Origin of the sequence: Butyricimonas faecalis, from assembly GCF_003991565.1 — a bacterium.
Classification (GTDB): Bacteria; Bacteroidota; Bacteroidia; order Bacteroidales; family Marinifilaceae; genus Butyricimonas; species Butyricimonas faecalis.
In genome coordinates, this window is sequence record NZ_CP032819.1 from 4,726,521 (window position 1) to 4,751,463 (window position 24,943).

The window sequence follows — 24,943 nt, forward strand, 5'->3', positions numbered from 1 at the left end:
TGAATATGGTTAAATAGCTAAAAGTAAAAAATATTTCATTAATAAATGTCAGATAATTAAACAGATATGACGTGTAAATGTTAAAAATGAGTTTTTGTTGTAACATTTGATAAATTTGCACGTTTTTTGCTGTTATAAGGCTGCATGGCTTAAAAAAAAGATGTTTTTTGCGAGCATGTTGTTTTATGAGGACGGATAATTAATGTTTAATTAATAGTTAATGAAGTATGAAAAACAAATTTTTATTATTGTTAATTTTAGGTGTAGCATTTTTTGCAGGTTGTAATAATGACGATGATGACGACAATGCACTTGTTGGTACTTGGAATCTAACGGCTCTTCAGGAGTTTGATACTCAAACTCCCCCTTATGTTTCTGGTCCGTTTGCATTGAATTGGGAAGCAGAAGAAGGTACAAAATTGATGGGTGTTGGAACTGAATACATGGTTGCTGTTGTAGATCAAGTGGCAAATAAGGCTTTAGTTAAAGTTTTAAAAGATATTACTTTCCAAAAGAATGGACAAGTTGTTGCAACTTATTCAGATGCTGGTATAGGTGGTGAGGAAACAGATACACCTGTTACCCCTAATTGGAAAGTTTCAGAAGCAAAATATTTGAAATATAAAGTCGTATCGGATAATCAGCTTCAACTTTATTTAAATGTAGAAAATATTTTGAAAGAAGCAGATATTAATATTGATAATATGACTTCAATGTCTACACAATTAGAAACTGAAGATTTACAAAAACTCATGAGTTTTGTAACAAAGGTTTCTAAAGAGGGTATTGCTGTAAGTTATGTGCTTTCAGAAAATTTGGATAAACTTACAATTACTCTTGATAAAGCTTTCTTTGATCAAGTAATGACATTATTACCTGTTTTGGTTAAATTGATTCCTAGCGATTCAGATAGCGATTCAGATAGTGATTCAGGAAACGATATGATGGTTTCTTTGATTCAAACTATTTCAGAGCAACTGCCTGATGTTTGGGCTAAAACGACTAAATTCGAGGTTAGTCTTAAACTGGAAAAATAAGAATTTTATTTGGATAGATAAAGAATCTCATTTACATTTGCAGCACGAAAAAGATAAAATATGAATAGTACATTACATCATATGCATCATCATTGCCATCACTGTATTCAGGTGAGATGATGCTGTTGTGCTGTAATTTGAAATAAAAAAAGTATAAACGAGTTCGCTAGAATTTAGGCGGGCTCGTTTTGTTTTCTAATACGCTTTCTTTGAAGTTATTCATTTGTTTCCTTGTAAAAAGGAAAGTTTTTAATAAATTTGTCCTTATGAAAAGGAAAGAAATAATCCAGGCGCTAATTGCGACTAAGCAGAGTGAGATTCCGTTTAATGTTATTAAGCGAGATATAGAGTTACCATTGGATAGTGAGCAAATTATTACAATTCCGGGGGTACGGCGTTGTGGTAAGTCGTCATTAATGATGCTTGTTATTAATTCTCTTGTTGAAAGAGGGATTAAGAAAGAGCAAATTTTATGGATCGGTTTTGATGATGAGCGTCTTTATGATTTGACCACGGAAGAATTGGATGATATTATAACCGGATATATGGAGATGTATCCCGATATTCCGATCAAAGACGTATATATGTTTTTCGACGAAATCCAACTTGTAGATAAGTGGGAACTATTTATACTGCGTATTTATAAAAGTTACTGCAAGAATATATATGTTTCTGGTAGTAATGCCCAGATGTTGTCACGGGAATTGTCCTCGGCTCTTCGAGGATGGCCTTTGGAATATGAAGAGTTTCCATTGTCTTTTAATGAATTTTGTCGTTTTAAAAACATTAAGACCAATGGTTTTACGGAAATAGATCGGATCAGATTAAAGAATGCGTTCATGGAGTTTAATCACTCTAGTGCATTTCCTGAAGTTGTACTTATTCCGGAGAAATCGATGAAGGATCGAAAATTACAAGGATATTTCAACACGATGCTTTTTCGGGATCTCATAGAGCATTATCAATTGAATAATCCTGAAGTTGTTCGCTATTTTTTGAAACGAGTGATGGCTAATTTGTCCAAGCCAACTTCCATTAATTCTATTTTTAATGACTTGAAATCTCAAGGACTGAAAGTTGGAAAGGATAAACTTTACGAGTTGGCAGAGCATTGTTGCTCTATATTCTTGTTTTTTCGTGTTCCTAAGTATGATCGCTCGATGATTAAAGAAAATAGTTCGCTCCCGAAATATTATTGTATCGATAATGGTATTCGTAATGCTGTGTTGTTACCTCAAAGCGATGATGATGGAAAATTACTTGAAAATACGGTATTTTTGGCCTTGAGGCGTGTTCTTAAGCCTTGCGATAAGATTTTATATTTTCAAGGTACGAAGGAATGTGATTTTGTCGTTCAGCAAAATGATCAAATCGTTCATTTGATACAAGTAACTTGGGATATGAGAGATAAAGAAACACGAAAGAGAGAAATAGATGGGATCGTAGAGGCGTCAAGAGTAACGGGATGTGATTCGTTGATAATTCTCACGAATAATGAAGAGGGAGAAATAACTGAGGAAGGTAAGACTATAAAAATTTTACCTGTTTGGAAATGGTTGTTATTTCAGGAGTAAAAATTGTACAAAATATTGGGATAATCAATTTCCTTTTATACATTTGCAGCACGAAAAAGACAAAATATGAATAGTACGTTACATTATATGCATCATCATTGCCATCACTGTATTCAGGTGAGATGATGCTGTTGTGCTGTAATTTGAAATAAAAAAGTATAAACGAGCTCGCCTGAATTCAGGCGGGCTCGTTTTGTTTTTTTCGATACCATAAATGCCTTCCCGGATTCAGAGCGACGATAAAATCAGATAGAAATGGAAAAATTGAAAGTCGCGATTCAAAAATCAGGTCGATTGAATGAAGACTCACTCGAATTGTTGAAAGAGTGTGGGATTTGTATTAATAACGGGAAAGATCAATTGATGGCACAAGCCTCTAATTTCCCATTGGAGGTGTTGTATTTACGAAATTCTGATATACCTCATTACGTGGAGGATGGAATTGTTGACGTGGCGATTATCGGGGAGAACACGGTGATCGAGAAACGGGCAAATGTCTTGAATTTGCTGGATTTGGGCTTTTCGGGTTGTCGGGTTTCTATTGCTATTCCTAAATCAGAAGAATTTACCGGGTTGGATTGGTTGCAGGGAAAACGGATTGCTACTTCTTATCCTAACACGTTGAATGATTTTCTGAAGCAAAATAGAATTCAAGCGGAAACGCACGTGATCACGGGGTCGGTGGAGATTGCTCCCGGTATCGGGTTAGCCGATGCGATTTGTGATATCGTGAGTTCCGGTAGTACGCTTTTTAAGAACGGGCTGACGGAAGTCTACACCTTGTTTAAGTCTACGGCTGTTTTGGTTGCTAATCCGAAGCTGGATGAGGAGAGGCTACGATTGGTGGAACAATTGGTATTCAGAATGAAGGCGGTGTTAGCTGCCAAGTGCAATAAGTACATCTTGTTGAATGCTCCCGAAGAGAAGTTGCAGGAGATTTGTAATATACTTCCGGGAGTGAAAAGTCCGACTATTATGCCGTTGGAGATGAAAGGATGGTATTCTCTGCATTCGGTGGTGAACGAAAATAAATTTTGGGAGTCAATCGGTGCATTAAAAGCGGCGGGGGCAGAAGGGATTCTAGTAGTGCCTATAGAGAAAATGATAGAGTGATTTCAAATTTTAGATGTTAAATTCCAGTTGTCCGGGCGATTGCTTGGCGGGTTACAAGTTTTATGAATAGATTAAATTTATAGTTATGAAAAAGATATTATATCCAGGAAAGGAAGAGTGGATGCAAATATTGGAGCGTCCGGAAAATGGTGGGGAAGATTTGGACAAAGTGTGTAAGGCGGTGTTTGATGAGGTGAGAAGGGATGGGGATGAGGCGTTGAGAAAATACACGTGGTATTTTGATCGGGTGAAGTTAGAGCGGCTTGAGGTGACGGAAGAGGAGTTCCAGGAAGCAGAGAGTGTGGTGGATGCTGAATTGAAGAAGGCGATACGGGTAGCCAAAGGGAATATCGAGGAATTCCACAAGGTGCAGATTCCCGGAAAGTGTGAATACGTGAACGAAAGGGGATTCCGGTGTTGGCAGGAAGGCCGGGCAATAGACCGGGTGGGATTGTATGTGCCGGGTGGGAGTGCCCCCTTGTTTTCAACCGTATTGATGTTGGCAATTCCGGCAAAGTTGGCCGGATGTCGGGAAATTGTGATTTGCACGCCGCCGGGACGGGATGGACGGGTGAATCCGGCTATTTTGTGGACAGCCCGGTTGTGTGGCGTGACCCGTGTTTTTAAAGTGGGGGGAATTCAAGCTATTGCAGCATTGGCATTAGGAACGGAAAGTGTGGGACGGGTGGATAAGATTTTTGGACCGGGCAATCGTTTCGTGATGGCGGCCAAACAATGGGTCGGACGCTATGGTGTGGCGATCGATATGCCTGCCGGGCCTTCGGAATTAATGGTGGTGGCGGATGAATCGGCACGGCCTACATTCGTGGCAGCTGATTTGTTGTCGCAGGCGGAACACGGACCGGATAGTCAGGTATTTCTGGTGACTTGCAATGAGTCATTGATCGATCGGGTGGAAGAGGAGTTGGACAAGCAGTTGGATCAAATTCCACGAAAGGCAATTGCCGAGGTGGCTCTAAGAAATTCTAAATATATCGTTTTGCGTTCTCGGGAAGAATGCGTGGAGTTGGTGAATTGTTATGCCCCGGAGCATTTGATGCTGTGCGTGAAAGATTATTTGGATTGGGTACCGGAAATCCGGAACGCGGGTTCCGTGTTCTTGGGACACTATTCTCCGGAGAGTGCGGGGGATTACGCATCGGGGACGAATCACACTTTACCCACGAACGGGTATGCCCGTGCGTATAGCGGGGTGAACATGGATGCCTTTATGAAAAAGGTTACTTTCCAAGAAATTATGCCGGAGGGATTGGCTTATTTGGGAAAAACAATCGAAATAATGGCGGATAATGAAAAGTTGGAGGCACACGGGAATGCGGTAAGGGTTAGGAATTTAGAATTTAAAATTTAGAATTTGGAATGAAGGCATTGGGTGATATCGTAAGGGAGAATATAAAGGAGTTACAGGCGTATTCCTGTGCCCGTGCGGAATTTGAAGGAACGGATGTGGCATTGTTGGATGCAAACGAGAATCCGTTTGCATCGGAATATAACCGTTATCCCGATCCGTTTCAGCGGGAATTGAAGCGAGAGATCGGGAGATTAAAAGGGGTGGAGGTTTCCCGGCTGGTGCTGGGAAATGGAAGTGATGAATTGATCGATATGCTGATCCGAACAGTATGTACACCCCGACGGGATAATATCATTGTTTTTTCACCGGGATATTCGATGTACGAGGTGTGCGGACAAGTGAATGACGTGGAGGTAAGGTGTCTGGAGTTGGACGAGGAGTTCCAACCGGGGTGGAACACGTTGTTTGATAGCGTGGATCAGTTTACGAAAATAATTTTCTTTTGCACGCCGAATAATCCGGTGGGAAACGTGGTCCCTTTGGAACGCATCCGAGAGGTGGCACTTCGTTTTGATGGAATTGTCGTGGTAGACGAGGCGTATATCGATTTTACCGATATGCCGTCGGCTGTTACTTTGCAGAAGGCTTGCCGGAATGTTGTCGTGTTGCAAACCCTGTCCAAGGCATGGGGACTTGCCGGATTACGGGTAGGAATTTGTGTAGCGGATCCGGAATTGGTGATTTATTTGAATAAAGTGAAACCGCCTTATAATATCGGTTCGTTGACACAACGGCGGGCTTTGGATGTCTTGCGGAATGAGGCAGATTTTTTGAAGAAGGTGGAGGCAATCAAGCGGGAGAGGAAAAGAGTTATCGAGGTTTTGAGGGATTTACCTTGGCTGGAGGTTGTTTGTGATTCGGAGGCCAATTTCGTCTTGATCCGTTGTGAGCGTTTTCGGGAATTGTACGACTATTTGGTGGAGGGGGACATTGTTGTTCGGGTACGGCATATCCCACCCCGCTTGAGTTGTGGGCTACGGATAACCATCGGGACCCGGGAAGAGAATGATTTGTTGATCAAACGATTAAAGAAATTCGGTGATTTATGAAGAAGATATTATTTATAGATCGTGATGGTACGATCATACAAGAACCACCGGTTGATTACCAAGTGGATCGTATGGAGAAATTGGCGTTTATTCCGGGGGTTATTGGAGCCTTGCGGGAGATTGTTAGGGAGACGGATTATCGGTTGGTCATGGTGAGCAATCAGGACGGTTTGGGAACGGAACGGTTTCCGATGGGTGCTTTTTTGCCACCTCATGAATTTATGTTGAAAACTTTGGCGGGCGAGGGAGTTGTTTTTGACGAGATACTGATAGATGCGAGTATGCCGGGGGACGCTTCTCCCCGGAGGAAGCCTGGAATTGGTATGGTTGAGAAATATTTGAATGAAATGCTGGATCGAGAGAATTCTTATGTGATTGGCGATCGGCTGACAGATATGCAGTTGGCAGCTAACATGGGGATTCGGGGTATATTGCTGGGAAAGGAGGGGATGGAGAGTTTACCTATTGTTTTAACCGCGGATTCTTGGGAAAAGGTGGTGCGTTTTCTGAAACAGGGAAGCCGACAGGCGGTGCAAGTAAGGCAAACGGCGGAAACGGAAGTGCGGGTTGCACTAGATTTAAATGGAACGGGGCAGGGTGAGGTGAAAACGGGAATTGCCTTTTTTGACCACATGCTGGAACAGATTATCCGACACGGGGGCATGGATTTGGTGGTTTCCGTGAAAGGGGACTTACAAGTGGATGAGCATCACACGATCGAGGACACGGCTATCGTGTTGGGACAATGTTTCTCGGAGGCATTAGGGGAGAAGAAAGGGATCGGACGATACGGTTTTGCCTTACCGATGGATGAGGCGAGGGCCGAGGTGTTGCTGGATTTGGGAGGACGGAGTTGGTTGGAGTGGAATGCCGCGTTTAGCCGGGAGTACGTGGGAGATTTTCCCACGGAGATGACCAAGCATTTTTTTGTCTCGTTTTGTCAAGGAGCTAAATGTAATTTGCACGTGGAGGCAAAAGGGGAGAATACGCATCACGTGATAGAAGCTATTTTTAAAGCGTTTGCCCGTAGTTTGAGGATGGCCGTCCGGCAGGAGGCGGGGGGAAAGATTCCGTCGACGAAGGGAAAAATCTAAAATCATAAATCATAAATCGTAAATCATAAATGGAACGGGTTGTAATTATAGAGTACGGGGCCGGAAATTTGTTTTCGGTAAGGGTGGCGATAGAAAGATTGGGATACGAGGTGGTTTGTAGTGCTGATCCCCGGGTGGTAAGAGAAGCGGATAAGGTGATCTTTCCGGGAGTGGGACAAGCTGCAACGGCCATGCGACAACTGAAAGAAAGCGGGATGGATCGGGTCATTCCGGAATTGAAAGTGCCCGTGTTGGGGATATGTTTGGGAATGCAGTTGATGTGTGCTCATTCGGAGGAGGGGAATACGGAAGGCCTGGGAATATTCCCGATGCGGGTGAAAGAATTCGGGAAATGTAGTAAGGTCCCTCATATGGGATGGAATGGGATTCGGGGGTGAAGTCCGGGTTGTTTGATGGGATTGTCGAGGGAGAAATGGTGTATTTCGTGCATTCGTATTATGTGCCTCTTAGTGAGTATACCATCGCCACGTGTGATTATCAGATGGCTTTTTCTGCGGCAATTCGTAAAGATAATTTCTGGGGATGTCAGTTCCATCCGGAGAAATCGGCTGGGGTTGGGGAAAAGATAATTGAAAACTTTTTAAAAATGTAAAAGAAATGAAGATAACGGTTATTCCGGCAATAGATGTTATAGGAGGAAAATGTGTGAGGCTTACCCGGGGAAATTACGATGAGTGTAAGACTTATTATGATGATCCGGTGGAGGCAGCCCGGCGCTTTGAGGCTATGGGAATGAAGCGTTTGCATCTTGTAGATCTGGATGGAGCCCGGGCGTCTCGTGTGGTAAATTGGCGGGTGTTGGAACGAATTTGTGAAGCGACTTCTCTAGAAGTTGATTTTAGCGGAGGCATCAAAAGTGATGAGGATATTTGTCGCGTGTTTGATGCGGGAGCCTCGTTTGTCTGTATTGGGAGTATGGCCCAGCAAAATAGGGAGAAGACTCGGGAGTGGTTGGAAACATACGGGGCCGGGCGGGTTATTGTCGGGGCTGATGTGAGAAATGAGCATGTATGCATTCAAGGGTGGAAGGTGGAAACGGAAACGACGATATACGAGTTAATAGAAGCTTATTTACCCCTGTTGAAGAATGTAATGTGTACGGATATTACCCGGGATGGTATGCTGGGGGGAGTTTCTTTGGAATTGTATCGAGAGTTGGTGACTCGTTATCCGGAGATTACGCTTATTGCATCCGGGGGAGTTGGTGGAATGGAAGATATTCAAGCGTTGGAGAACATGGGGATTTCTGCCGTGATCGTGGGAAAGGCTTTTTATGAGAAAAATGTAGAATTTAAAATGTAAAATTTAGAATGGATGGTGCTAATGGGTATATGATTGAAAAAAATGGACCTTGTGGGAGGAAATTAGCGGTAAGAATTATTCCATGTTTGGATGTGAAAGCAGGGCGGACGGTGAAAGGGGTAAATTTTGAGCATCTGAGGGATGCCGGGGATATTGTGGAGTTGGCCGCTCGTTATTCTGATGAGGGGGCGGATGAACTTGTGTTTTTGGACATCACGGCAAGTTCCGATCACCGGGGTACACGGTTAGATTGGGTGGAACGGGTGGCCCGACAAGTGCGGATCCCTTTTACCGTGGGTGGGGGTATATCATCGGAACGGGATGTCGAGGAGCTTTTGAAGAAGGGGGCAGATAAAGTGTCTGTAAATTCCAGTGTTTTGAAAGACCCGGGTTTGATAGATCGGTTGGCAGCAGCGTTTGGTAAACAATGTGTTGTCGTGGCGGTAGATGCTCGTCGGGAAAATGAAAAATGGAGAGTATACAGTCATGGGGGCCGGATGGCTACCGACCGGGAACTTTTTTCATGGGTAAAGGAGGCGGAAGAAAGAGGAGCCGGAGAGATCTTGTTTACCTCGATGGATCATGATGGAACACACCAGGGATTTGCTTGTGAGGCCGCCGGACGAGTGGCGGAATTGGTTAATATCCCGGTTATCGCCTCGGGGGGAGCGGGGAGTCTGGAAGATTTTTATGAGGCTTTAACCCGGGGAAAAGCGGATGCCGTGCTGGCTGCCGGAGTTTTTCATTTCGGGCAGATTCGGATTCCGGAGTTAAAATGTTTCTTGAAAGAAAAAGGTATTGTTGTTCGATAAAATGTTTAATGAAATGGTAAATATTACAGAGTTGAAATTTGATGCAGCCGGATTAATTCCGGCAATCGTGCAGGATGCAGATACACGAGTGGTGTTAATGCAAGGGTATATGAACCGGGAATCTCTCATCGAGACAGAGCGTTCCGGAAAGGTGTGTTTTTTCAGTCGTTCCCGGCAGCGGTTGTGGACGAAAGGTGAGGAGAGCGGACACTTTTTACTGGTGAAGGAGATTCTGGTAGATTGTGATCGGGATTCCTTATTGGTGAAGGTGAATCCCGTGGGACCAACTTGCCACACGGGACAAGATACATGCTGGGGAGAAAAGAACGTGAATAAGGATTTCTTGTTTTACTTGCAGCGATATCTGGAAAAACGGAAAGATGCATCTCCGGAAATATCCTATACGGCCCGCTTGATTGGGAAGGGGATTAACAAGGTCGCTCAAAAGGTGGGAGAAGAGGCCGTGGAACTGGTTATCGAGGCAAAGGATGATAACGAGGATTTATTCCTGAACGAGGCCGCCGATCTAATGTACCACTACATCGTGTTGTTAATTGCAAAAGGATACAGGTTGGAGGACGTGGAGAGGGTGTTGGAGGGAAGACATGGGAAAGCTAAAAGTTAAAAACTAAAAGCTAAAAGTTGAGTGGAGGCTATGGCGTGTGAGAGGAAATTATTAAGTTTCCCAATCCAAAATTTAAAATCTAGAAGGGCTTTTGTCCTTCTAGAGTTTTATGCGAATTTGGAAAGAGAGATCAAATAGTTTGTTGTCATTGACTTGGGTTAGAGAAGAGCTAATGGTTGATTTATCGGGATAGTAGGTGAGACCGGCTTTCAGGTAGAGCGTGATGAGGGTGAAAGGTTTCCAATTGAGATTGAGGTAGGAGCGAATGCCTCGATCGTACAAAGCGGGGAAAGAGTAACCGTAGAGAACGTTGTTTTCATAGGCGTATATCCTGGTGTTGTAGCTGTCCGTGTCGAAGTAAGCAAATCGGAACTGGGCTTTTAGGCTGGTTTGGAGGGATGAGTACATAAGGTCTTGATAGAACAAGTAACCGCCTTCCTGTTTTTCTTTTTTCACGTAACGCGTGTAACTGGTCCGGGTGCGGGATTTTAATCGCTCGCAGATGGAGTAGGTAAATTGGAACCTGTACTCCTGTTTCACACGGGAAACGGATTGAAGTTTTTCTCCTGTTTTATCGTCTTCCGGTTTGTCTTCATGTTTAAAATGAAACGAACAATCCCAGCGAGAGCGGTTGAACGTGACATCTCCCACGATCTCTTTCCCCTTGCCGGGAATGGTGGCTTGATAACGGGGTGAGAAAAAACGGAACCGGTCACAATAGATATTGATTTTTAGATTGCGGAAAGGGGTACTTTCGAAACCTAGGTATACTCCTTCTTCATTTGTCGTGTTGGAGTATTCGGCAAAGCCTCCATTGTAGTGAGAGCGATAGCCTTTATCGTAGCGACGATAGAGGGCACATAGAGCGAGTTTAGGAATCCCGCTGTAGCGCAAACCGTTAACGGTAGCCCATGTCCCGTTGTCACTACGTGCTGTTTCCCCGAATAGATAGAAATGGTAACCTCCGGTTTTGTAGTCAACGCTTACAAGTGTGCGTTGGTCACCCGTTTCATTGTATTGCTGGTAGGTGGCTTTTCCCTTGGTTAGGGCAGGCGAAAAATTGTAATGCAATAATTGAATGCCGATACGAAAGTAACGATGATTTAGACGGGTGGAGAGGCCTGTTGTAAATTCTTTTAAGACGTGTTTTTTCTCGCATTCCGAGAGGTTCCGGTGATAACCTGTCGTGTAAAGGGTGGCGGTTTGCACGGCTTCCGGGGTAAGCGTGTCAAGATCAGTGAGATTACCGTCGGTCTTCTTATAAGAAACGAAAATTTCGGTAGTAATCGTGCGTGTCGGGTGCAGACGGGTGGCTATGCCTCGTAGATAGCGGTTTTCATCCGTGGAAGTGTAGGGGGCAATGCCATTTCCTGATTTCTCGTTACTAAGGGTGGAAGTCGATTTGCCGGAAGAGTAACCGCTCCATGCCAGTAATCCCTGTCCCCACTGCAATTTGTAGTCACCGATAATTACCCGCTGAATGATTTTGTCCGGGGTGTAGCATACGTGGGCGGAAAAAAAGTCAAACCCCGTTTTCTGGTTTTTCGTGAAATAGTTTTCTCCCGCGTCATTTTCCAAAGTGAGTCCACCTTGCCAGCCTTGTCTGTTTGATATTTTGTATTTTAACAATGTACCCCAAGGAGGCCCTTGAAAGCGAGTTTGTTTTTTGGCGAGATAATCTTTTTCATACAAAAAAGCTTCCCTACTGTATTTTTTGTAACCGGCTTGTTTCGGACGAGTCGTTTTCAAGCGGGCAAGAATTTCTTGCGAGAAGTGATAACGGGAGAATTTTTCGGGTACGTATGTGCCGATGCGGATAAAAGGTTTGATATTAGATAAATCCTGTTGGCTGATTCCGGTGACAAGTAAAAGTTCGTTCGGGTGAGTGAATGGCCCGTGTTTCTTGCGGAAGTCTAATAAGTTGTCTATCTGTGCATCGGAAAGAAAAAATAACATTTTGAGACTATCGAATCCGGCTGAGTTTAGGTTTATCGGTTGTGTGGAGAGATGAATCAACGAACTGACCATATCTTCATAATAATCTTCCGATGACTCTATATCATTTGCTTCTAAAAGTTTTTCAATATCCGGTATGCTCTGTGAGTACACGGAGTTGGGGATAATAAAAAATAGAATAACGACATATATAATTTGTCGCATGATATATGTTTTGATTAAAATTCGTGTTAACGAGAAATTAATTACGTGACCATATACACGTAAATAGCCGATGTTTCAAAGGTAGGAAATGTCTTGGACATTTCCTATAAATCTTGTTTAATTTGTGAAGTCTGCTATTTCTTTTGACACCACCTCATTTTTACATTGAATCTTTCCGGGTGGATTAATTCGTCTTGTAATCGTATTTTACTTTTGCCAGTTCTTGGTTGGCATCCACGATTTTCTTTTTCAAAGATGCTTTGAAATCCACGATTTTAGCTTTTAATGTACTGTCGCCAACGGCTAAGATTTGTGCAGCCAAAATACCGGCATTCATGGCTCCGTTGATGGCGGTGGTGGCAACCGGGATGCCCGGAGGCATTTGGGCTATGGCTAAAAGAGCGTCCATCCCGTCGAGAGAAGCATTGATGGGAACACCGATCACGGGAATGGGCGTCATGGCTGCGATAACACCCGGTAGGTGTGCGGCCATGCCGGCTCCGGCGATGATCACTTCAATACCCCGTTGCTGAGCATTTGTGGCAAAAGACTCCACTTCAGCCGGCGTGCGGTGAGCGGAGAGGGCATTGATTTCGAAAGGTATGCAAAAATCATTTAATACTTTTGCGGCTTTTTCCATCACGGGCAGATCTGACGTGCTACCCATGATAATACTTACTTTTGGGTCCATATTTTACCGGATTTTAAATTCAAAGTTGTACTTTTGCGCAAAGTTAAATAAAAAAATGGATTAGAAAGACGACTAGGTCTGTCATTCAAAAGAGAAATACACACGGGATGAAAAGAATCAAATTGCATGATCGGAGTTTCCGGCTGATGATTGAGGCTGACGTGATTGACCGGGAGATCCAGAGGGTTGGAGCTCAGATGAATCGGGAACTGGCAGGTGAACGCCCTTTGTTTCTAGGAGTGTTGAACGGGGCGTTTATGTTCGTGTCTGATTTGTTGAAACATATCACAATCGACGGGGCGGAAATTAGTTTTGTGAAAATCGCTTCTTATGCCGGGGTATCCTCGACGGGGAAAGTGCAGGACCTGATCGGATTGCGGGAAGATATCACGGGACGAACCGTGGTAATTCTGGAGGATATGATTGATTCGGGAGAATCCATCATGCACATGAAAAAAATGTTGGAAGAGAAACATCCGAAACAGGTGAAGGTGGCAGCCTTGTTCTACAAGCCGAAAGCGTTGAAATACGACTTGACGATTGATTACAAGTGTATTGCTCTGGAAAATGATTTCGTGGTGGGACACGGCTTGGATTACGACGGGTTAGGGCGTAATTATCCTGACCTTTATACAATTGAAAATTGAAAATGAAAAAACAAACTCCCTCCCCCCCTTCGGGGTACTTCCCCTCGGGCAGGGGAAGAAGGAGGTGGCAGCGAAGCTGACGGAGGAGTTTAATTTAAAATTTAAAATCATAAATCTAAAATAATAAAGAATGGCATCAACGAACTTTGTCGATTACGTGAAAATATTCTGTCGTAGTGGAGCCGGAGGACCGGGATCTATGCATCTTCATCGGGATAAGCGTTCCGCCAAAGGAGGGCCTGATGGCGGTAACGGTGGACGCGGAGGACACGTGATATTAAAGGGAAACCGGAATTACTGGACTTTGATTCACTTGAAATACCAGCGTCACGTGTATGCCGAAGATGGAGAGAGCGGGAGTGGAAATCTGTGTACCGGAGCTGACGGACAAGATGTCATTATAGATGTTCCACTGGGAACTGTTGCCCGGGACGCGGATACCGGGGAAACGATTTGCGAGATCACGAAAGACGAGGAGATTTGTATCGCTGTCCGCGGTGGTCGCGGTGGTTTGGGAAACTGGAATTTCCGTTCGGCCACGAATCAGACGCCTCGTTACGCGCAACCGGGAGAACCCCGGGTGGAACGGAATGTTATCCTGGAGTTGAAAGTACTTGCTGATGTCGGTTTGGTGGGTTTCCCGAATGCGGGTAAGTCAACTTTGTTATCCGTTGTTTCCGCGGCAAAACCGGAGATCGCGAACTACCCGTTTACCACGTTGGTTCCGAACCTGGGAATCGTGAATTACAGGGATAACCGTTCCTTTGTGATGGCTGATATTCCCGGAATCATCGAGGGTGCTCATTTGGGAAAAGGTCTGGGATTGCGTTTTTTGCGACATATCGAACGAAATTCAGTATTGCTGTTTATGGTCCCCTCGGATAGTAAGGACATTCACGGGGAATATAAAATATTGTTGAACGAATTGAAACAATATAACCCCGAGTTATTGGATAAAAAACGACTTCTGGCTATCAGCAAATCGGATTTTATTGACAAGGAATTGATGGCCGAGATGGAGAAAGATTTACCGGATATTCCCTACGTGTTCATTTCTTCCGTAACGGGGAGTGGAATCATGGAATTGAAAGACATGTTGTGGAGAGTCTTGAACGAAGAATAGCAAACAGCTTTTTTATCGAAAATTTTCATCGGTTTAATATAACCGATTTAGGGTATCTCAACAATATACTACGTAATGTGATGATAAAGTTATTTATCATCTTTCAATTTCTTTATTTCTTTATCAAAATCACTTTCCAATAAATCCATTTCACGTTTGCGATAGATTTCGAACTCTTTTTCTGCTTTTTTAATCGCTTGTTTATGCGAAATGTTTCCCTTGTCAATCAAGACTTTCCGTTTATGAGCAATAATTTGTCTATCCAGTGCTTCTATCCAATCTTTCATTGTCATGGAATTCATTTCTAACGCTTGGAATTCCGCAAAATCCAAGAAACCTGAAACAAGCAGATTCAAACGTTGGAGTTCAATCTCAGACAAATAGTTCTTGGCTATTTTCACATCATCTTTAGTTACATAGTTACCCTTGAAATTGGTCATTCCCACAAAAGGTTTTTCATTATCCACACGATTATAGATTACTTCTGCGGCGGTATTCTCATGAACAGCATAGTGTAGTTTATTTTGTACGGTGGCAAAGAATGTTTTGGTCATTTCACTGCGAGGATCATAGTCTGTTGCGGTGGCATAAATATCCGTAACCTGTTGATAAAAATTGCGTTCACTGCTGCGAATATCCCTGATACGCTGCAAGAGCTCCCGGAAATAACGGTTCCCTCCTTGTTTCAATCGCTCGTCATCCATCGCGAACCCCTTTTGGATATATTCGTGAAGCCGTTGGGTTGCCCATCTTCGGAAACGAGTTGCTACTTGCGATTGGATACGATAGCCCAAAGCAATAATCATATCAAGATTATAGTGGTCAATGTTACGTTTTACCTGACGATTGCCTTCTTGGCGAACTAACAAGAATTTCTTGTTAGTTGCCTCTAGCGTAAGTTCGCCATCTTTATATATGTTATCCACGTGTTGGCTGATATTTTGTTGTGTGGTACAATATATTTCTGCCAACTGATTTTGTGTCAACCATAGATCTTCATCGAAAAAACGTACAGATACACGAGTAATTTCGTTATCGTCTTGATAGAGTATTATTTTATTTTCTTCTTTCATATTCATAAATCGTTTCCTTTTGTTCCTTTGTTGTTCATTTTTTCTGAATGCTTGATTTTAAGCATATCTATAAAGTCCTTTGCCCTGGCTTGGAGAAGTAGACAATAGCGCTATTTTTGTCGTATTTGTTTTTACAAAAGTAGACATTTCCTGCATTTATTCACTACACTTCGTCCAAATTAGTAATCTTACTATTTTTTATTTTAATTTTTTTTCAAGCAAACAAGGTAACCGAATACGTTAATCATCGTATATTCATAAGAATTTAAATAGATGACTTATGAATTACGGGATTAGTGTACTGTTTCGATTTATTCCCTTGTTGATGGCATTGATTTGTTTTTTCTTTGGAGGATATATCTTTGCTTACGGGAATGATGAAGCACGGTGGGTTGCGGGGCCGGTCGTATTTTCATTAGGCGTGCTTTGTATTGCGTTGTTTGCCACGGCAGCCACCATTATTCGACAATTGATTCACACGTACAATCCTGTCGCGAAATATTTATTGCCCGGCATGGGGTATCTATTCGCTTTAGGAACAATGATCTGGGGTATTTGTTGGATAACTTCTCCTGAACCGCGGAATTTATTTGTCCCGGGACACGTGATTTGTGGCGTGTCGTTGATTGCAGCTTGTATTTCAACGGCGGCAACTTCATCTACTAAATTTACACTTATTCCGGTGAATTCACGCGGGACAAGCGATAAAATTAATCCTAACGGTTTTTCGGGCACCGCGGAAACGGTGTTGATCGGGTTAACCGTTTTATTTTCCGCGGTAGCGTGGATTTGGGCGATAGTATTGTTGTCTGGCTCCGGGGGCGATCATTGGGTTGCCGGGAGCGTGATGGCCGGGTTGGCTTGTATTTGTACGAGTTTGATCGGGCTGGTTGCAATTATATCTCGTCAGATCAGGAATGATTATGGGGAGAACGACCGAAAATATTGGCCGAGATTGGTGTTTTTCATGGGGACAATCTGCATCGTGGGGGGAATTGTCGAGTTGTTGGCAGCACCTGTCCCCGTGAATACAACCGGTTTTATTCTGATCGGCTTGGGCCTTGTTTGTTTCAGCATATCCAGCAAGGTGTTATTACTCGCCAAGGTTTGGTGTCAGGAATGCAAACTGGCGAATCGTATCCCGTTGATCCCCGTCATGACCGCTTTGTTGGCTCTTTTCTTGGGAGCGTTCCTCTTTGAAGAGGCAACGATTGACAGTGCGTTCTTCGTCCCTGCCCGGGTGCTGATCGGCTTGGGAGGTATCTGTTTTTCCTTGTTCTCGATTGTTAGTATTTTGGAAAGCGGGACTTCCGGTAAATAATATCCTTTTGGAGGTTTTGATTTGAGTTTATATTTCCGAATCGCGGGTACTCTTTTGGAGAGTTGCCGCGATTCTTTGTCTGTAATCTTTTAAAAGGCGGTAGAATTCGTTATTTTCGCCCCCGAAATAAAAGAATAAAATCATGGCTAAAAAAGAAAAGGTACAGGAGATGTTTAACGGGATCGCCCCGAAATACGATTTGTTGAATCACCTGTTGTCAATGGGTATTGATAAAAGCTGGCGTCGGAAGGCGATGAAAGTTGTCGGGGCCGGACCGAAAGATTTGGTGCTGGATATAGCTTGCGGCACGGGCGATTTTTCGATCGAAGCGTTGAAACATGGAGTGAAACGAGTGGTCGGGGCCGACATTTCAGAAAATATGCTGGCCGTGGCACGGGAGAAAGCGAAAGCAAAAGGCTTGTCCGACCAGCTTGATTTTCAATTTGGCGATAGCGAGAATCTCTCCTTCGATTCGAATACTTTTGATGCCGTGACAGTTGCTTTTGGCGTGCGTAATTTTGAACATCTTGAATTAGGATTGGCGGAAATGTGTCGGGTATTGAAACCCGGGGGGAAGGTGGTCATTCTTGAATTTTCGACACCTGAACATTTCCCGATGAAACAATTGTATAATTTCTATTTTAAACACATCCTGCCTTTCGTGGGAGGCATGATTTCCGGCAACCGGAAGGCGTATGAATATTTGCCTGCTTCCGTGTTCGCGTTTCCGCAGGGAAAGAAATTTTTGGATATAATGCGAGATGCCGGCTACACGAATGTCTCGCAACAGCGGTTGACTTTCGGGATCGCTAGTTTGTACGAGGGAGAAAAATAAAAAGAGACTGAAAAAATCAGCCTCTTTTTATTTTTACCATTCAACAGCATCGCGGTTGATCGGCATGGTCATGCACCTTGCCCCACCGCCTCCGCGAGGAAGTTCCGATCCCTCGATGGTGATCATGTATTTTTCGTATTTATTCAGATCGACTTTGTTGCTGATCACGTCATTAGCACGAATAATCTCGAATCCGGCATTATTCATCGCTTCAACGGTATAGTTGTTGCGCGCATAACCTAACACTTTACCCGGGGCCACGCAGAAGAAGTTTGCACCACTGTGCCATTGCTCTCTCTCCATGTTCCAAGTCTCGTCCTCTCCACCGCAATACACGGGTTCCAAATCCATGCCCAGCTTTTTCAAGGCGTGTAACAGCGTCTTTTCCCGACGGATGCTGACCAATTTCCCGTGTTGAATCTTGATGTGAACCGTCTGGTAATTGCCCGGGCTCATGATCAAGGGTTCGTAAACCATGCACTTGTCCTTGTCCAAGAAAGTAAACACCATATCCAAATGAATGAACGATTCCGGGGAATGGGGTAATTCCTGCACGAGAATATGTTGCACCTTGTCTTCGTTCCGGTTGATGAAATTATACATCAAGGCATCGATGGCGCGGGTTGACGTGCGCACGCCGTTCCCGATCACCAGTATATCCTCCCGTGCAATCTGCACGTCACCCCCCTCGATGGTTATTTTACGGAGGGGATCGGGAGTTGTAGCCAGATTCAACGTTTTGGTGTTAAATCCGGGAGTGAAGTCAAAAATGGATTGCATGATAATTGCCTCGCGATCGCGAACCGCGTTGGCCATCTTCCCGATAAGCACTTCGTTGTACATGCTCATGGAAGCATCGCGGGTGAAGAAGAAATTGTGTAACGGACGCAAGTCGTACCAGTCTTTATTTAGGAATTTGGTCAACGTGTCGCGTTTCATTTCAACCCCTTCGATCAGTAAGCGAGCCAAATCTTCCGCGTCTTCATCCAATAATTGATCCTTGATCGATCCCTTGGGTGTATGCTCGGCAATGAACGGTTCTATCTTTTCGATGCGGTTCAACACTTCCAGTTTCGTGGCATCGTCTTTTAAAATGTTTGTCAGGAGGTCTTTGACTTGATAGGTTGTCGTGATTTTACCTAAAACCTCACTGAGTTGTTTGTATTCTTTTCGTGCGATTGATAAATTTAGAATATCGCTATAGAGCGCCCTCTCAGCGTTCTCGGGAGTCATGTTTTCTACCTCCTCGCCTGGTGTATGAAGTATTACTCCATTCAGTTTTCCGATTTCGGATTGAACATTTACCTCTACAATCTTAGACATATATGTGTTTTTTTGATTACCCGGCAAAATTACGACATAAAGGCTGATAAACCTTATAAATCACCACTATAATTATGCAAAAAGCGAAAATAAATATGCACTATTTTAGAAAGAAAGGGATACGTCATGTACCCCTTTCAGTATCTCGAAGAGTTGTCCGGCCTCTTCGAGCTGGTTGCATCTTTAATATTTTGAGCATGCAATTCAACATTTTCCGCCACTTTTGAAGTGGATTGCATACATTAGTTTCAATTAGAGCAATAGTTCACCCAAATATTTTCGCAAAATTAAAGAATAAAAATGATAATTACAAGTAAATATCGACATAATTAGCTTAACAGAGGCTATTGATGTAATATTGAAAGTCACCCCGGGATAATCCGGGATGACTTTTGATAACCCAAACGGAATTTTGCAAATGATGGGTTATTTCTTTTGAAAATGTGAATTTAAAATCTGAATCCAATTTTCAGCATGGGATTGGATAGGAAGTCGAATCCGTGAGTGTCTGATGATAAAAGTTTCAATCCAACTTGTGGTCGGATGTTATATACAGTGTAATCATAGGCAACCGGTCGAATTTCGATTGAAATAAAAAATGCTTTGGAAACAAAATAATCGAATCCGGTGATTCCGGCAACTCGATACCCGAAAGCTTCTCCAATAGATTTCCCTAGATAGACTTCGTCATCTGCTTTTGCCTCTTGTTTCCCGTAAGAAAATCCGAATTCTCCTCCATAACGGAAAAACAGTTTGTCATACTTGGTTTTCACGTATCTTTCTGCTCCAAGTACGATAGCATATTTTATTTTATCTTTTGATGTTACGAAATTGTAATCGGGGATGTCTCCGGTTTCGAATTTCCCATCTGTACTACTCCCGGGTAAAGCTCTATACTCGGGATTGTGCTTGAATGAAAATCCTCCCATTGCCTTCAGTGCCCATTTCTCAGCGAACATCCATCTGAATTCGAAATTTAGGGATAACTGTTTATCAAACCAACTGGTTTGAGGGGCGGAGATATTGTAGGTGCTCAAATCCGGGGCCGGGGCTTCCATACCGACAAAAGAACCTACACCAAAGTTTAGAGAAACACTTTTGTCTCCTTTCTTGGGGGATAGTTCTTCTTGTTGTGCGTCCGCCAATAAAACAGAACCCGTCATTATCATGGCAATTGTCAATACTCTTTTTAGCATATATACAAATTTAGTGAATGCCAGTGGGGATTGCCCCACTGGTATTGGGTTTTACTTATTCGGCAAGAACTGCTTCTGCGGCATCAATAGCTGCTTGCAAACGGTCAACACGTGCTTGTAGTTCGGGTTGAATTTCCTTGAGTTTTGAAATCTCGTTATTAAGTGCGTTGATTTCTGCCTGATATTCTTCGTTCTGTGCTTTGATGTAAGCGTTTAATTCTTCGTTCTTTTCTTCGTCACTGGCAAGAGCATTGAATTCTTTGATGGATTGCTCTGCTTTAGCGATAGCTTCTTCTGCTGTTTTTATCTCTTCTTTGTAGCTCTCTATTTGGGCGTCGATGCCTTCGCTGTTTGAAGTTAGGAATTCTAATAGTTGATTAGTACACTCTATTTGAGAACTTAACTCTTTAGCTTCTTTTATCAATGTGGCGTATGCTGAATTCTCTAAAGCTGCTATCGCTTCTTCTTTTTTCTGTTCAGCCGTCTCGATGTTGGCTACCGCTGCATCCCAATCTGCTTTTGCTTGGTTCATTTCTGCTAGCAACGTTTCGGTTGTTTTGGCAGCATTGTCAACGATCGTGTTGAATTCATCGGCTAATAACGTTGCGATTTCCAACTCATCGATTGCTTTTTGTACATCTTGAACAAGTTTACCTTGATTGATTTCTGAAACAGCGGCAACGGCATCATCATATTCTTTTTGTGTAGTAGTGACATTTTCTTTTGCTTTTTCGTATGCTGTTTCATTTTCTTCAATAGCTTTGGTGGCATCAGCGATATCTTTTTTAGCTGTTGCTAACGCGGCATCGTTTGTCGTTACGGCATCGCTCGCTTTGGTCAGTTCTGCCAAAGCTGTTGCTTCATTTGTCTTGGCAACACCCAATAAAGCTTCTAACTCGGCTTTTTCCGCGGGAGTAAGGTCCGGATTTTTCAGCTCATCGGTATATTTTGCCACTAAATCTTTTTTCGCGTCGTAATCTGTTTGAGCTGCAGTCTTTTTATTATTTAATTCCGTTACTTTACCCTCGTAAGTAGCTTTGTCTTTTGTTGCTTTTTCAAGTTTTGCTTCTTGTTCTTTGGCTGTTTTTTCAAGCGGAGCCAAGGCTGCTTTTGCATCCGCTGCTGCTTTTTCTAATTTCTCTAAATTCGCTTTTGTATCAGCTAATGCTTTTTCAGCTTTTTCTTTTGCCGTGGTGGCATCTTTAATTGCATTTGCTTGTTTTTCTTTCTCGGCATTAATTTGGGTTAGAATTCCTTGTTCGAATTCAGGGTATCCCGCGAAAGAGAATGTTTTTTCAGTCCCTTGGCTTGTCGTAACTGTTATATTGAACGGGGCAACCAACTTTCTTGTCGGATTGCTATGGTAAGCCTCTTTTGCTTCCTCGTAAGCGGCTTCCTTGTCATCAGCCTCTTGTTCTGCAGCTTCTACCGCTTGTTTTGCATCATAAATAGCTTTCAATAATTTCTTCGCCTCGTCAGCCGTATTGATCATTTCTGCTGTTTTGGAGTCAAGTTCTTTGGTGAGTTCTTCAAGTTTTGTTTCGAGTTCCTTGATTTTTTTCTCCATGGCGGCTTCTGTCAGCGTTCTTGAGGCTTCTAGTTCGGTAATCATCTCTTTTGCATCGGCCACCTTCTCTTGATTATTTTTAATCATTTCCTGGAAACCGGCAAGGTGGTTTGCGAAATTATCAGAAATGCGATTCTTGAACCAATTTATTTCACCCTCGTAATAGGCGATTTGATTTTGATTATTACGAAGTTTCCGCAGAGCTTTAACATAGTCAGCATACATTTCCTCTAGTTCCGGGTTAAGTTTACCGGCAATAATGGCAGCGTTCAATTTATTCAAGAAATCTTGTTGCTTGTATGCTTCCTCGGCTTTCCGAGTTTCGTATTCAAGTTCATAAATTTTTTGTTGATATTCATTTGCCATTTCAGCAGCTTTTGCTTCACTCCGAATTTTTTCAGCTTCGGCAAGTAGTTTTTCGGCTTCTGCTTTCGTTTTGGCTGCATTGGCTTCTGCAATCAAACGTTCAATCTCAATGCGAGCAGCTTCGTTTTTAGCTTCATTTTCTACTTTCAATTTTTCGATTTCTGCCAGTAATTTTTGAGTTTCACCTTGGGCTTTCAGCATTTCGGCTTGGGCTTTCAGCCATTCTGTTTTCGCCGTCCGGATTTGTTCAACGGTGGTTGATTCCTTGTCGTCCACGCAGGATGACAGTAGGGCGATCGTTACCAACACAAATAATAAACTTATTTTTCTCATAACATCTTGTTTTTTAATTAAACATTCAATAATTCTATAGTTCATTTAATACATTGCAATTAAATTGTTGTGTTTCGAATGCAAAAGTATTGGATAATATTTACATGTGCAAGAATTATTCAACATTTTTGTGTATATAATATCACGATTATTGAAACTTTTCTCGTGATAAATCTCGTAATTTTGAATTATGAAATTGGATATAGGAGAGATAATAAGGCAAGAGTTCGAGAAAAGTGGATTGAGTGCCAGTCAGTTTGCTCGGATGATTAACAAGGAAAGGACGTTGGTATATCATCTTTTCAAGCGTCAATCTATTGATACAGATTTGTTGTATCAGATTAGCATGATATTGAACGTGGATCTGTTTCAGTTGTTTTCTGAAAAATTGAGAGAAGAAAATGATATTATCGGAGCATGTCATTCCCAAAAAACAGAGAGAATATCGTCCAAACGGAAGATTATGCTGGAGGTAGAATTGGATGATGAAGAGTATCAAAAAATGATCCAAAAAGCATTGAATATATAGTCGCTTTAATTTTTCTTGATCCCGATTACTTTAACATGAATTCGATATAAACAATCGTTTCCACACCAACGGGTGCGGACTTTTTCTGTACCCCCACGGATGGTCGGGGAAGCGGTGATTTGTCCCCGTAAAATGGGCGTTCCAATGGAGCTTCTACTTGATGGAGCTATTAGCCTGTTATCAAGTTGCTATATTAGACTTATCACCTTGTTAATAATTGCTATCGTAATCTAATATTTTGCTATTTTAAAGGGAGGAGAATGGGAGCGGAATGGGAGGGGAATGGGAGCGGCTCGCAATATGATGGCAATATGATAACAAGTTGATGGCGTTTTGATAACTTTATTTTGTATTATTTTGCATGTAATTTTTATGGAACACCGGGAGTATCTAACAAGTCAGTCTTTTAATGACGACCACCCCTAACCCCTCCTTGCACAGGAGGGGAGATAGTGTACCAAAAAGTGTGTATAGCCCTTCTTTTTTCATATTTGCAAATCTATTAATTTTTAATAAAATAATCTTGATTCTAAAAAATTATAAATTGGGTACTTGTAAATATCTGCATTTTGCGCCACCGTTCCCATGAGCAGGATGACGGCTCGCGGGTTTGGCATTGCGCCCCTCATGTTTATAACCCTCTTGTAATCCCTGTTCAGCCTTTCGATCCAGTTTGTAGTGTAAATCATCCCCCTGATTTCTCTTTCATACTTGAAGTACGTGAAGTAGAACCTGTACCTGTCGTGACAATATCTTTTCAAGACGGGATAACTTTTCTGCCACCTGGCAATAAACTCTTTAAATTTTAGAAAAGCCTTTTCCGGCGAGATCTCCCACTGGTCGGGAGCGCAAATTTGTTTAAGCTCTTCCAGCACTTGTTTCTTGTCCCTTGGCTTGACCTTTCCCGCGATATTCCTCTTCAAATGCACGGTACATAGCTGTAGATCCGCCAGCGGGAAAGTATCCGCCAGGACATTTTCAATGCCGGGGAGCCCGTCACACACCAGGAGGTTAACCTCCTGGACCCCTCTCGCTTTTAGATCCTCGAACACGTCTTTCCAGTTCGTGGCGCTTTCCACGGGGAAGTTCACGACGGTCAAAACTTCCCTTGTCCGGTCTTCTTTCACCCCTAAAACCGTGTAGTAGGCTTCGTTGCTCACGGACTCATCCCGCCGGGTGAGGACATAAGTGGCATCAATATAAAGAATGGGGTAACGCTTCTCAAGTTTACGCCCCAGCCAGGCGTTTACATCTTCACGTGCCGTGTTCAAGAGACGACTTACCTGACTTTTACTGTAATGCTTGCCGTAAAACTGTTCGTAAATTTTACCCACTTGTTCCGTGGTTAAACCACTACAATAAAGGCTACTCACTAGCTTTTGCGCTTCTTCTTCCTGGTCTTTCAACACGCCTAGTAACATCGGGTAAAAATTACTGTTACGACTACGCGGGACCCGAAGCTCGAAGACCTTACCTCCATGACAGACTCTACGGCCTCGAAAACCGTTACTCACGTCTGATAACGTTTCGTTATGAAGACTTCGCTCGGTGAGCATTAAACTCTCTAACCCGCGTTTTACTAATCCATGAAAACCGGATTCGCCATTTGTTATTTCTGAAATTATTTCCGAGATTTGTTCATGTGTAAATTCCATAAATATTCATTTTTGACAGTTCCATTACAAAAATAAAAAATTTGGGATTTACACACTTTTTGGTACACTATCGGAGGGAAACCGCTTGGTAATCAACCCTCCCCCTGGGTAAGGGGGAGTTGGAG

At 42.8% G+C, this 24,943-nt stretch carries 21 protein-coding genes and 1 pseudogene; 15 read left to right on the forward strand and 7 right to left on the reverse strand.

Going from position 1 to position 24,943, the window contains the following annotated elements; translation table 11 throughout:
• Positions 1 to 227: 227 nt before the first annotated feature.
• The 10 genes and pseudogenes from D8S85_RS20185 (at position 228) to hisIE (ending at position 9,999) form a co-directional block, all read left to right on the forward strand.
• On the forward strand, positions 228 to 1,037 hold the full coding sequence (locus D8S85_RS20185) for a hypothetical protein (RefSeq protein WP_106624093.1): 810 nt from the start codon (positions 228 to 230) through the stop codon (positions 1,035 to 1,037).
• A 266-nt stretch (positions 1,038 to 1,303) separates the two neighbouring features.
• Positions 1,304 to 2,611 carry an ATP-binding protein gene (locus D8S85_RS20190; protein ID WP_106624094.1) on the forward strand — a complete coding sequence of 436 codons (1,308 nt, stop codon included), beginning with the start codon at positions 1,304 to 1,306 and terminating at the stop codon, positions 2,609 to 2,611.
• A 255-nt stretch (positions 2,612 to 2,866) separates the two neighbouring features.
• The gene (hisG, locus tag D8S85_RS20195; protein WP_106624095.1) at positions 2,867 to 3,724 is read left to right on the forward strand and encodes an ATP phosphoribosyltransferase; all 858 of its coding nucleotides are present in this window, start codon (positions 2,867 to 2,869) and stop codon (positions 3,722 to 3,724) included.
• 85 nt (positions 3,725 to 3,809) lie between these two features.
• Positions 3,810 to 5,096: a histidinol dehydrogenase gene (gene hisD, locus D8S85_RS20200; RefSeq protein WP_106624096.1), complete on the forward strand. Its 1,287-nt coding sequence runs from the start codon at positions 3,810 to 3,812 to the stop codon at positions 5,094 to 5,096.
• A gap of 8 nt (positions 5,097 to 5,104) precedes the next feature.
• Positions 5,105 to 6,145 carry a histidinol-phosphate transaminase gene (hisC, locus tag D8S85_RS20205; RefSeq protein ID WP_106624097.1) on the forward strand — a complete coding sequence of 347 codons (1,041 nt, stop codon included), beginning with the start codon at positions 5,105 to 5,107 and terminating at the stop codon, positions 6,143 to 6,145.
• Positions 6,142 to 7,239 carry a bifunctional histidinol-phosphatase/imidazoleglycerol-phosphate dehydratase HisB gene (gene hisB / locus D8S85_RS20210; RefSeq protein WP_106624098.1) on the forward strand — a complete coding sequence of 366 codons (1,098 nt, stop codon included), beginning with the start codon at positions 6,142 to 6,144 and terminating at the stop codon, positions 7,237 to 7,239. The genes hisC and hisB overlap by 4 nt, the downstream gene beginning before the upstream one ends.
• A gap of 29 nt (positions 7,240 to 7,268) precedes the next feature.
• A pseudogene (gene hisH, locus D8S85_RS20215) lies at positions 7,269 to 7,852 on the forward strand (imidazole glycerol phosphate synthase subunit HisH).
• Between the two features lie 5 nt (positions 7,853 to 7,857).
• Positions 7,858 to 8,562 carry a 1-(5-phosphoribosyl)-5-[(5-phosphoribosylamino)methylideneamino]imidazole-4-carboxamide isomerase gene (gene hisA, locus D8S85_RS20220; RefSeq protein WP_106624100.1) on the forward strand — a complete coding sequence of 235 codons (705 nt, stop codon included), beginning with the start codon at positions 7,858 to 7,860 and terminating at the stop codon, positions 8,560 to 8,562.
• An 8-nt stretch (positions 8,563 to 8,570) separates the two neighbouring features.
• Positions 8,571 to 9,374: an imidazole glycerol phosphate synthase subunit HisF gene (hisF, locus tag D8S85_RS20225; protein ID WP_228423282.1), complete on the forward strand. Its 804-nt coding sequence runs from the start codon at positions 8,571 to 8,573 to the stop codon at positions 9,372 to 9,374.
• Between the two features lie 13 nt (positions 9,375 to 9,387).
• Positions 9,388 to 9,999 carry a bifunctional phosphoribosyl-AMP cyclohydrolase/phosphoribosyl-ATP diphosphatase HisIE gene (hisIE, locus tag D8S85_RS20230; protein ID WP_106625194.1) on the forward strand — a complete coding sequence of 204 codons (612 nt, stop codon included), beginning with the start codon at positions 9,388 to 9,390 and terminating at the stop codon, positions 9,997 to 9,999.
• A 99-nt stretch (positions 10,000 to 10,098) separates the two neighbouring features.
• Here the strand turns inward: hisIE and D8S85_RS20235 are convergent, their stop codons facing one another.
• Entirely contained in the window at positions 10,099 to 12,159 is a 2,061-nt protein-coding gene (locus tag D8S85_RS20235; RefSeq protein ID WP_228423283.1) for a helix-hairpin-helix domain-containing protein, read from the reverse strand.
• Between the two features lie 184 nt (positions 12,160 to 12,343).
• Positions 12,344 to 12,850 carry a 5-(carboxyamino)imidazole ribonucleotide mutase gene (gene purE, locus D8S85_RS20240; RefSeq protein ID WP_106624102.1) on the reverse strand — a complete coding sequence of 169 codons (507 nt, stop codon included), beginning with the start codon at positions 12,848 to 12,850 and terminating at the stop codon, positions 12,344 to 12,346.
• Between the two features lie 107 nt (positions 12,851 to 12,957).
• Between purE and D8S85_RS20245 the strand changes: the two genes are divergently transcribed.
• Positions 12,958 to 13,497: a phosphoribosyltransferase gene (locus tag D8S85_RS20245; RefSeq protein WP_106624103.1), complete on the forward strand. Its 540-nt coding sequence runs from the start codon at positions 12,958 to 12,960 to the stop codon at positions 13,495 to 13,497.
• Between the two features lie 130 nt (positions 13,498 to 13,627).
• Positions 13,628 to 14,620, forward strand: coding sequence for a GTPase ObgE (gene obgE / locus D8S85_RS20250; RefSeq protein ID WP_106624104.1), 993 nt, complete (start codon positions 13,628 to 13,630; stop codon positions 14,618 to 14,620).
• 89 nt (positions 14,621 to 14,709) lie between these two features.
• Here obgE and D8S85_RS20255 read toward each other — a convergent pair whose 3' ends face one another.
• Entirely contained in the window at positions 14,710 to 15,693 is a 984-nt protein-coding gene (locus D8S85_RS20255; protein WP_106625195.1) for a virulence RhuM family protein, read from the reverse strand.
• Positions 15,694 to 15,973: 280 nt separating this feature from the next.
• Between D8S85_RS20255 and D8S85_RS20260 the strand changes: the two genes are divergently transcribed.
• Both D8S85_RS20260 and ubiE read left to right on the forward strand, forming a co-directional pair.
• A complete protein-coding gene (locus D8S85_RS20260; RefSeq protein ID WP_106624105.1) occupies positions 15,974 to 17,014 on the forward strand; it encodes a DUF2776 family protein in 1,041 nt (346 codons plus the stop codon).
• Between the two features lie 142 nt (positions 17,015 to 17,156).
• Entirely contained in the window at positions 17,157 to 17,849 is a 693-nt protein-coding gene (gene ubiE, locus D8S85_RS20265; RefSeq protein WP_127075635.1) for a bifunctional demethylmenaquinone methyltransferase/2-methoxy-6-polyprenyl-1,4-benzoquinol methylase UbiE, read from the forward strand.
• Between the two features lie 33 nt (positions 17,850 to 17,882).
• Here the strand turns inward: ubiE and D8S85_RS20270 are convergent, their stop codons facing one another.
• The 3 genes from D8S85_RS20270 to D8S85_RS20280 all read right to left on the reverse strand — a co-directional run bounded on the left by D8S85_RS20270 (position 17,883) and on the right by D8S85_RS20280 (position 22,634).
• Entirely contained in the window at positions 17,883 to 19,172 is a 1,290-nt protein-coding gene (locus tag D8S85_RS20270) for an arginine deiminase (RefSeq protein ID WP_106624107.1), read from the reverse strand.
• 449 nt (positions 19,173 to 19,621) lie between these two features.
• Entirely contained in the window at positions 19,622 to 20,368 is a 747-nt protein-coding gene (locus D8S85_RS20275; protein WP_127075637.1) for a BT1926 family outer membrane beta-barrel protein, read from the reverse strand.
• Between the two features lie 55 nt (positions 20,369 to 20,423).
• Positions 20,424 to 22,634 (reverse strand): hypothetical protein, encoded by a 2,211-nt coding sequence (locus tag D8S85_RS20280; protein ID WP_127075639.1) that lies wholly within the window; start codon positions 22,632 to 22,634, stop codon positions 20,424 to 20,426.
• A 190-nt stretch (positions 22,635 to 22,824) separates the two neighbouring features.
• Here D8S85_RS20280 and D8S85_RS21710 point away from each other — a divergent pair, with 190 nt between their 5' ends.
• Positions 22,825 to 23,163: a helix-turn-helix domain-containing protein gene (locus tag D8S85_RS21710; RefSeq protein WP_181951166.1), complete on the forward strand. Its 339-nt coding sequence runs from the start codon at positions 22,825 to 22,827 to the stop codon at positions 23,161 to 23,163.
• Between the two features lie 509 nt (positions 23,164 to 23,672).
• Here D8S85_RS21710 and D8S85_RS20290 read toward each other — a convergent pair.
• Positions 23,673 to 24,818, reverse strand: a complete 1,146-nt coding sequence (locus D8S85_RS20290; RefSeq protein WP_127074756.1) for an IS256 family transposase — start codon at positions 24,816 to 24,818, stop codon at positions 23,673 to 23,675.
• Between the last annotated feature and the right edge of the window lie 125 nt (positions 24,819 to 24,943).

Coding starts and splice junctions, on each gene's coding strand:
- D8S85_RS20185 (WP_106624093.1), top strand. CDS start 228: ATGAAAAACAAATTTTTATTATTGTTAATTTTAGGTGTAGCATTTTTT.
- D8S85_RS20190 (WP_106624094.1), top strand. CDS start 1,304: ATGAAAAGGAAAGAAATAATCCAGGCGCTAATTGCGACTAAGCAGAGT.
- hisG (WP_106624095.1), top strand. CDS start 2,867: ATGGAAAAATTGAAAGTCGCGATTCAAAAATCAGGTCGATTGAATGAA.
- hisD (WP_106624096.1), top strand. CDS start 3,810: ATGAAAAAGATATTATATCCAGGAAAGGAAGAGTGGATGCAAATATTG.
- hisC (WP_106624097.1), top strand. CDS start 5,105: ATGAAGGCATTGGGTGATATCGTAAGGGAGAATATAAAGGAGTTACAG.
- hisB (WP_106624098.1), top strand. CDS start 6,142: ATGAAGAAGATATTATTTATAGATCGTGATGGTACGATCATACAAGAA.
- hisA (WP_106624100.1), top strand. CDS start 7,858: ATGAAGATAACGGTTATTCCGGCAATAGATGTTATAGGAGGAAAATGT.
- hisF (WP_228423282.1), top strand. CDS start 8,571: ATGGATGGTGCTAATGGGTATATGATTGAAAAAAATGGACCTTGTGGG.
- hisIE (WP_106625194.1), top strand. CDS start 9,388: ATGGTAAATATTACAGAGTTGAAATTTGATGCAGCCGGATTAATTCCG.
- D8S85_RS20235 (WP_228423283.1), bottom strand. CDS start 12,159: ATGCGACAAATTATATATGTCGTTATTCTATTTTTTATTATCCCCAAC.
- purE (WP_106624102.1), bottom strand. CDS start 12,850: ATGGACCCAAAAGTAAGTATTATCATGGGTAGCACGTCAGATCTGCCC.
- D8S85_RS20245 (WP_106624103.1), top strand. CDS start 12,958: ATGAAAAGAATCAAATTGCATGATCGGAGTTTCCGGCTGATGATTGAG.
- obgE (WP_106624104.1), top strand. CDS start 13,628: ATGGCATCAACGAACTTTGTCGATTACGTGAAAATATTCTGTCGTAGT.
- D8S85_RS20255 (WP_106625195.1), bottom strand. CDS start 15,693: ATGAAAGAAGAAAATAAAATAATACTCTATCAAGACGATAACGAAATT.
- D8S85_RS20260 (WP_106624105.1), top strand. CDS start 15,974: ATGAATTACGGGATTAGTGTACTGTTTCGATTTATTCCCTTGTTGATG.
- ubiE (WP_127075635.1), top strand. CDS start 17,157: ATGGCTAAAAAAGAAAAGGTACAGGAGATGTTTAACGGGATCGCCCCG.
- D8S85_RS20270 (WP_106624107.1), bottom strand. CDS start 19,172: ATGTCTAAGATTGTAGAGGTAAATGTTCAATCCGAAATCGGAAAACTG.
- D8S85_RS20275 (WP_127075637.1), bottom strand. CDS start 20,368: ATGCTAAAAAGAGTATTGACAATTGCCATGATAATGACGGGTTCTGTT.
- D8S85_RS20280 (WP_127075639.1), bottom strand. CDS start 22,634: ATGAGAAAAATAAGTTTATTATTTGTGTTGGTAACGATCGCCCTACTG.
- D8S85_RS21710 (WP_181951166.1), top strand. CDS start 22,825: ATGAAATTGGATATAGGAGAGATAATAAGGCAAGAGTTCGAGAAAAGT.
- D8S85_RS20290 (WP_127074756.1), bottom strand. CDS start 24,818: ATGGAATTTACACATGAACAAATCTCGGAAATAATTTCAGAAATAACA.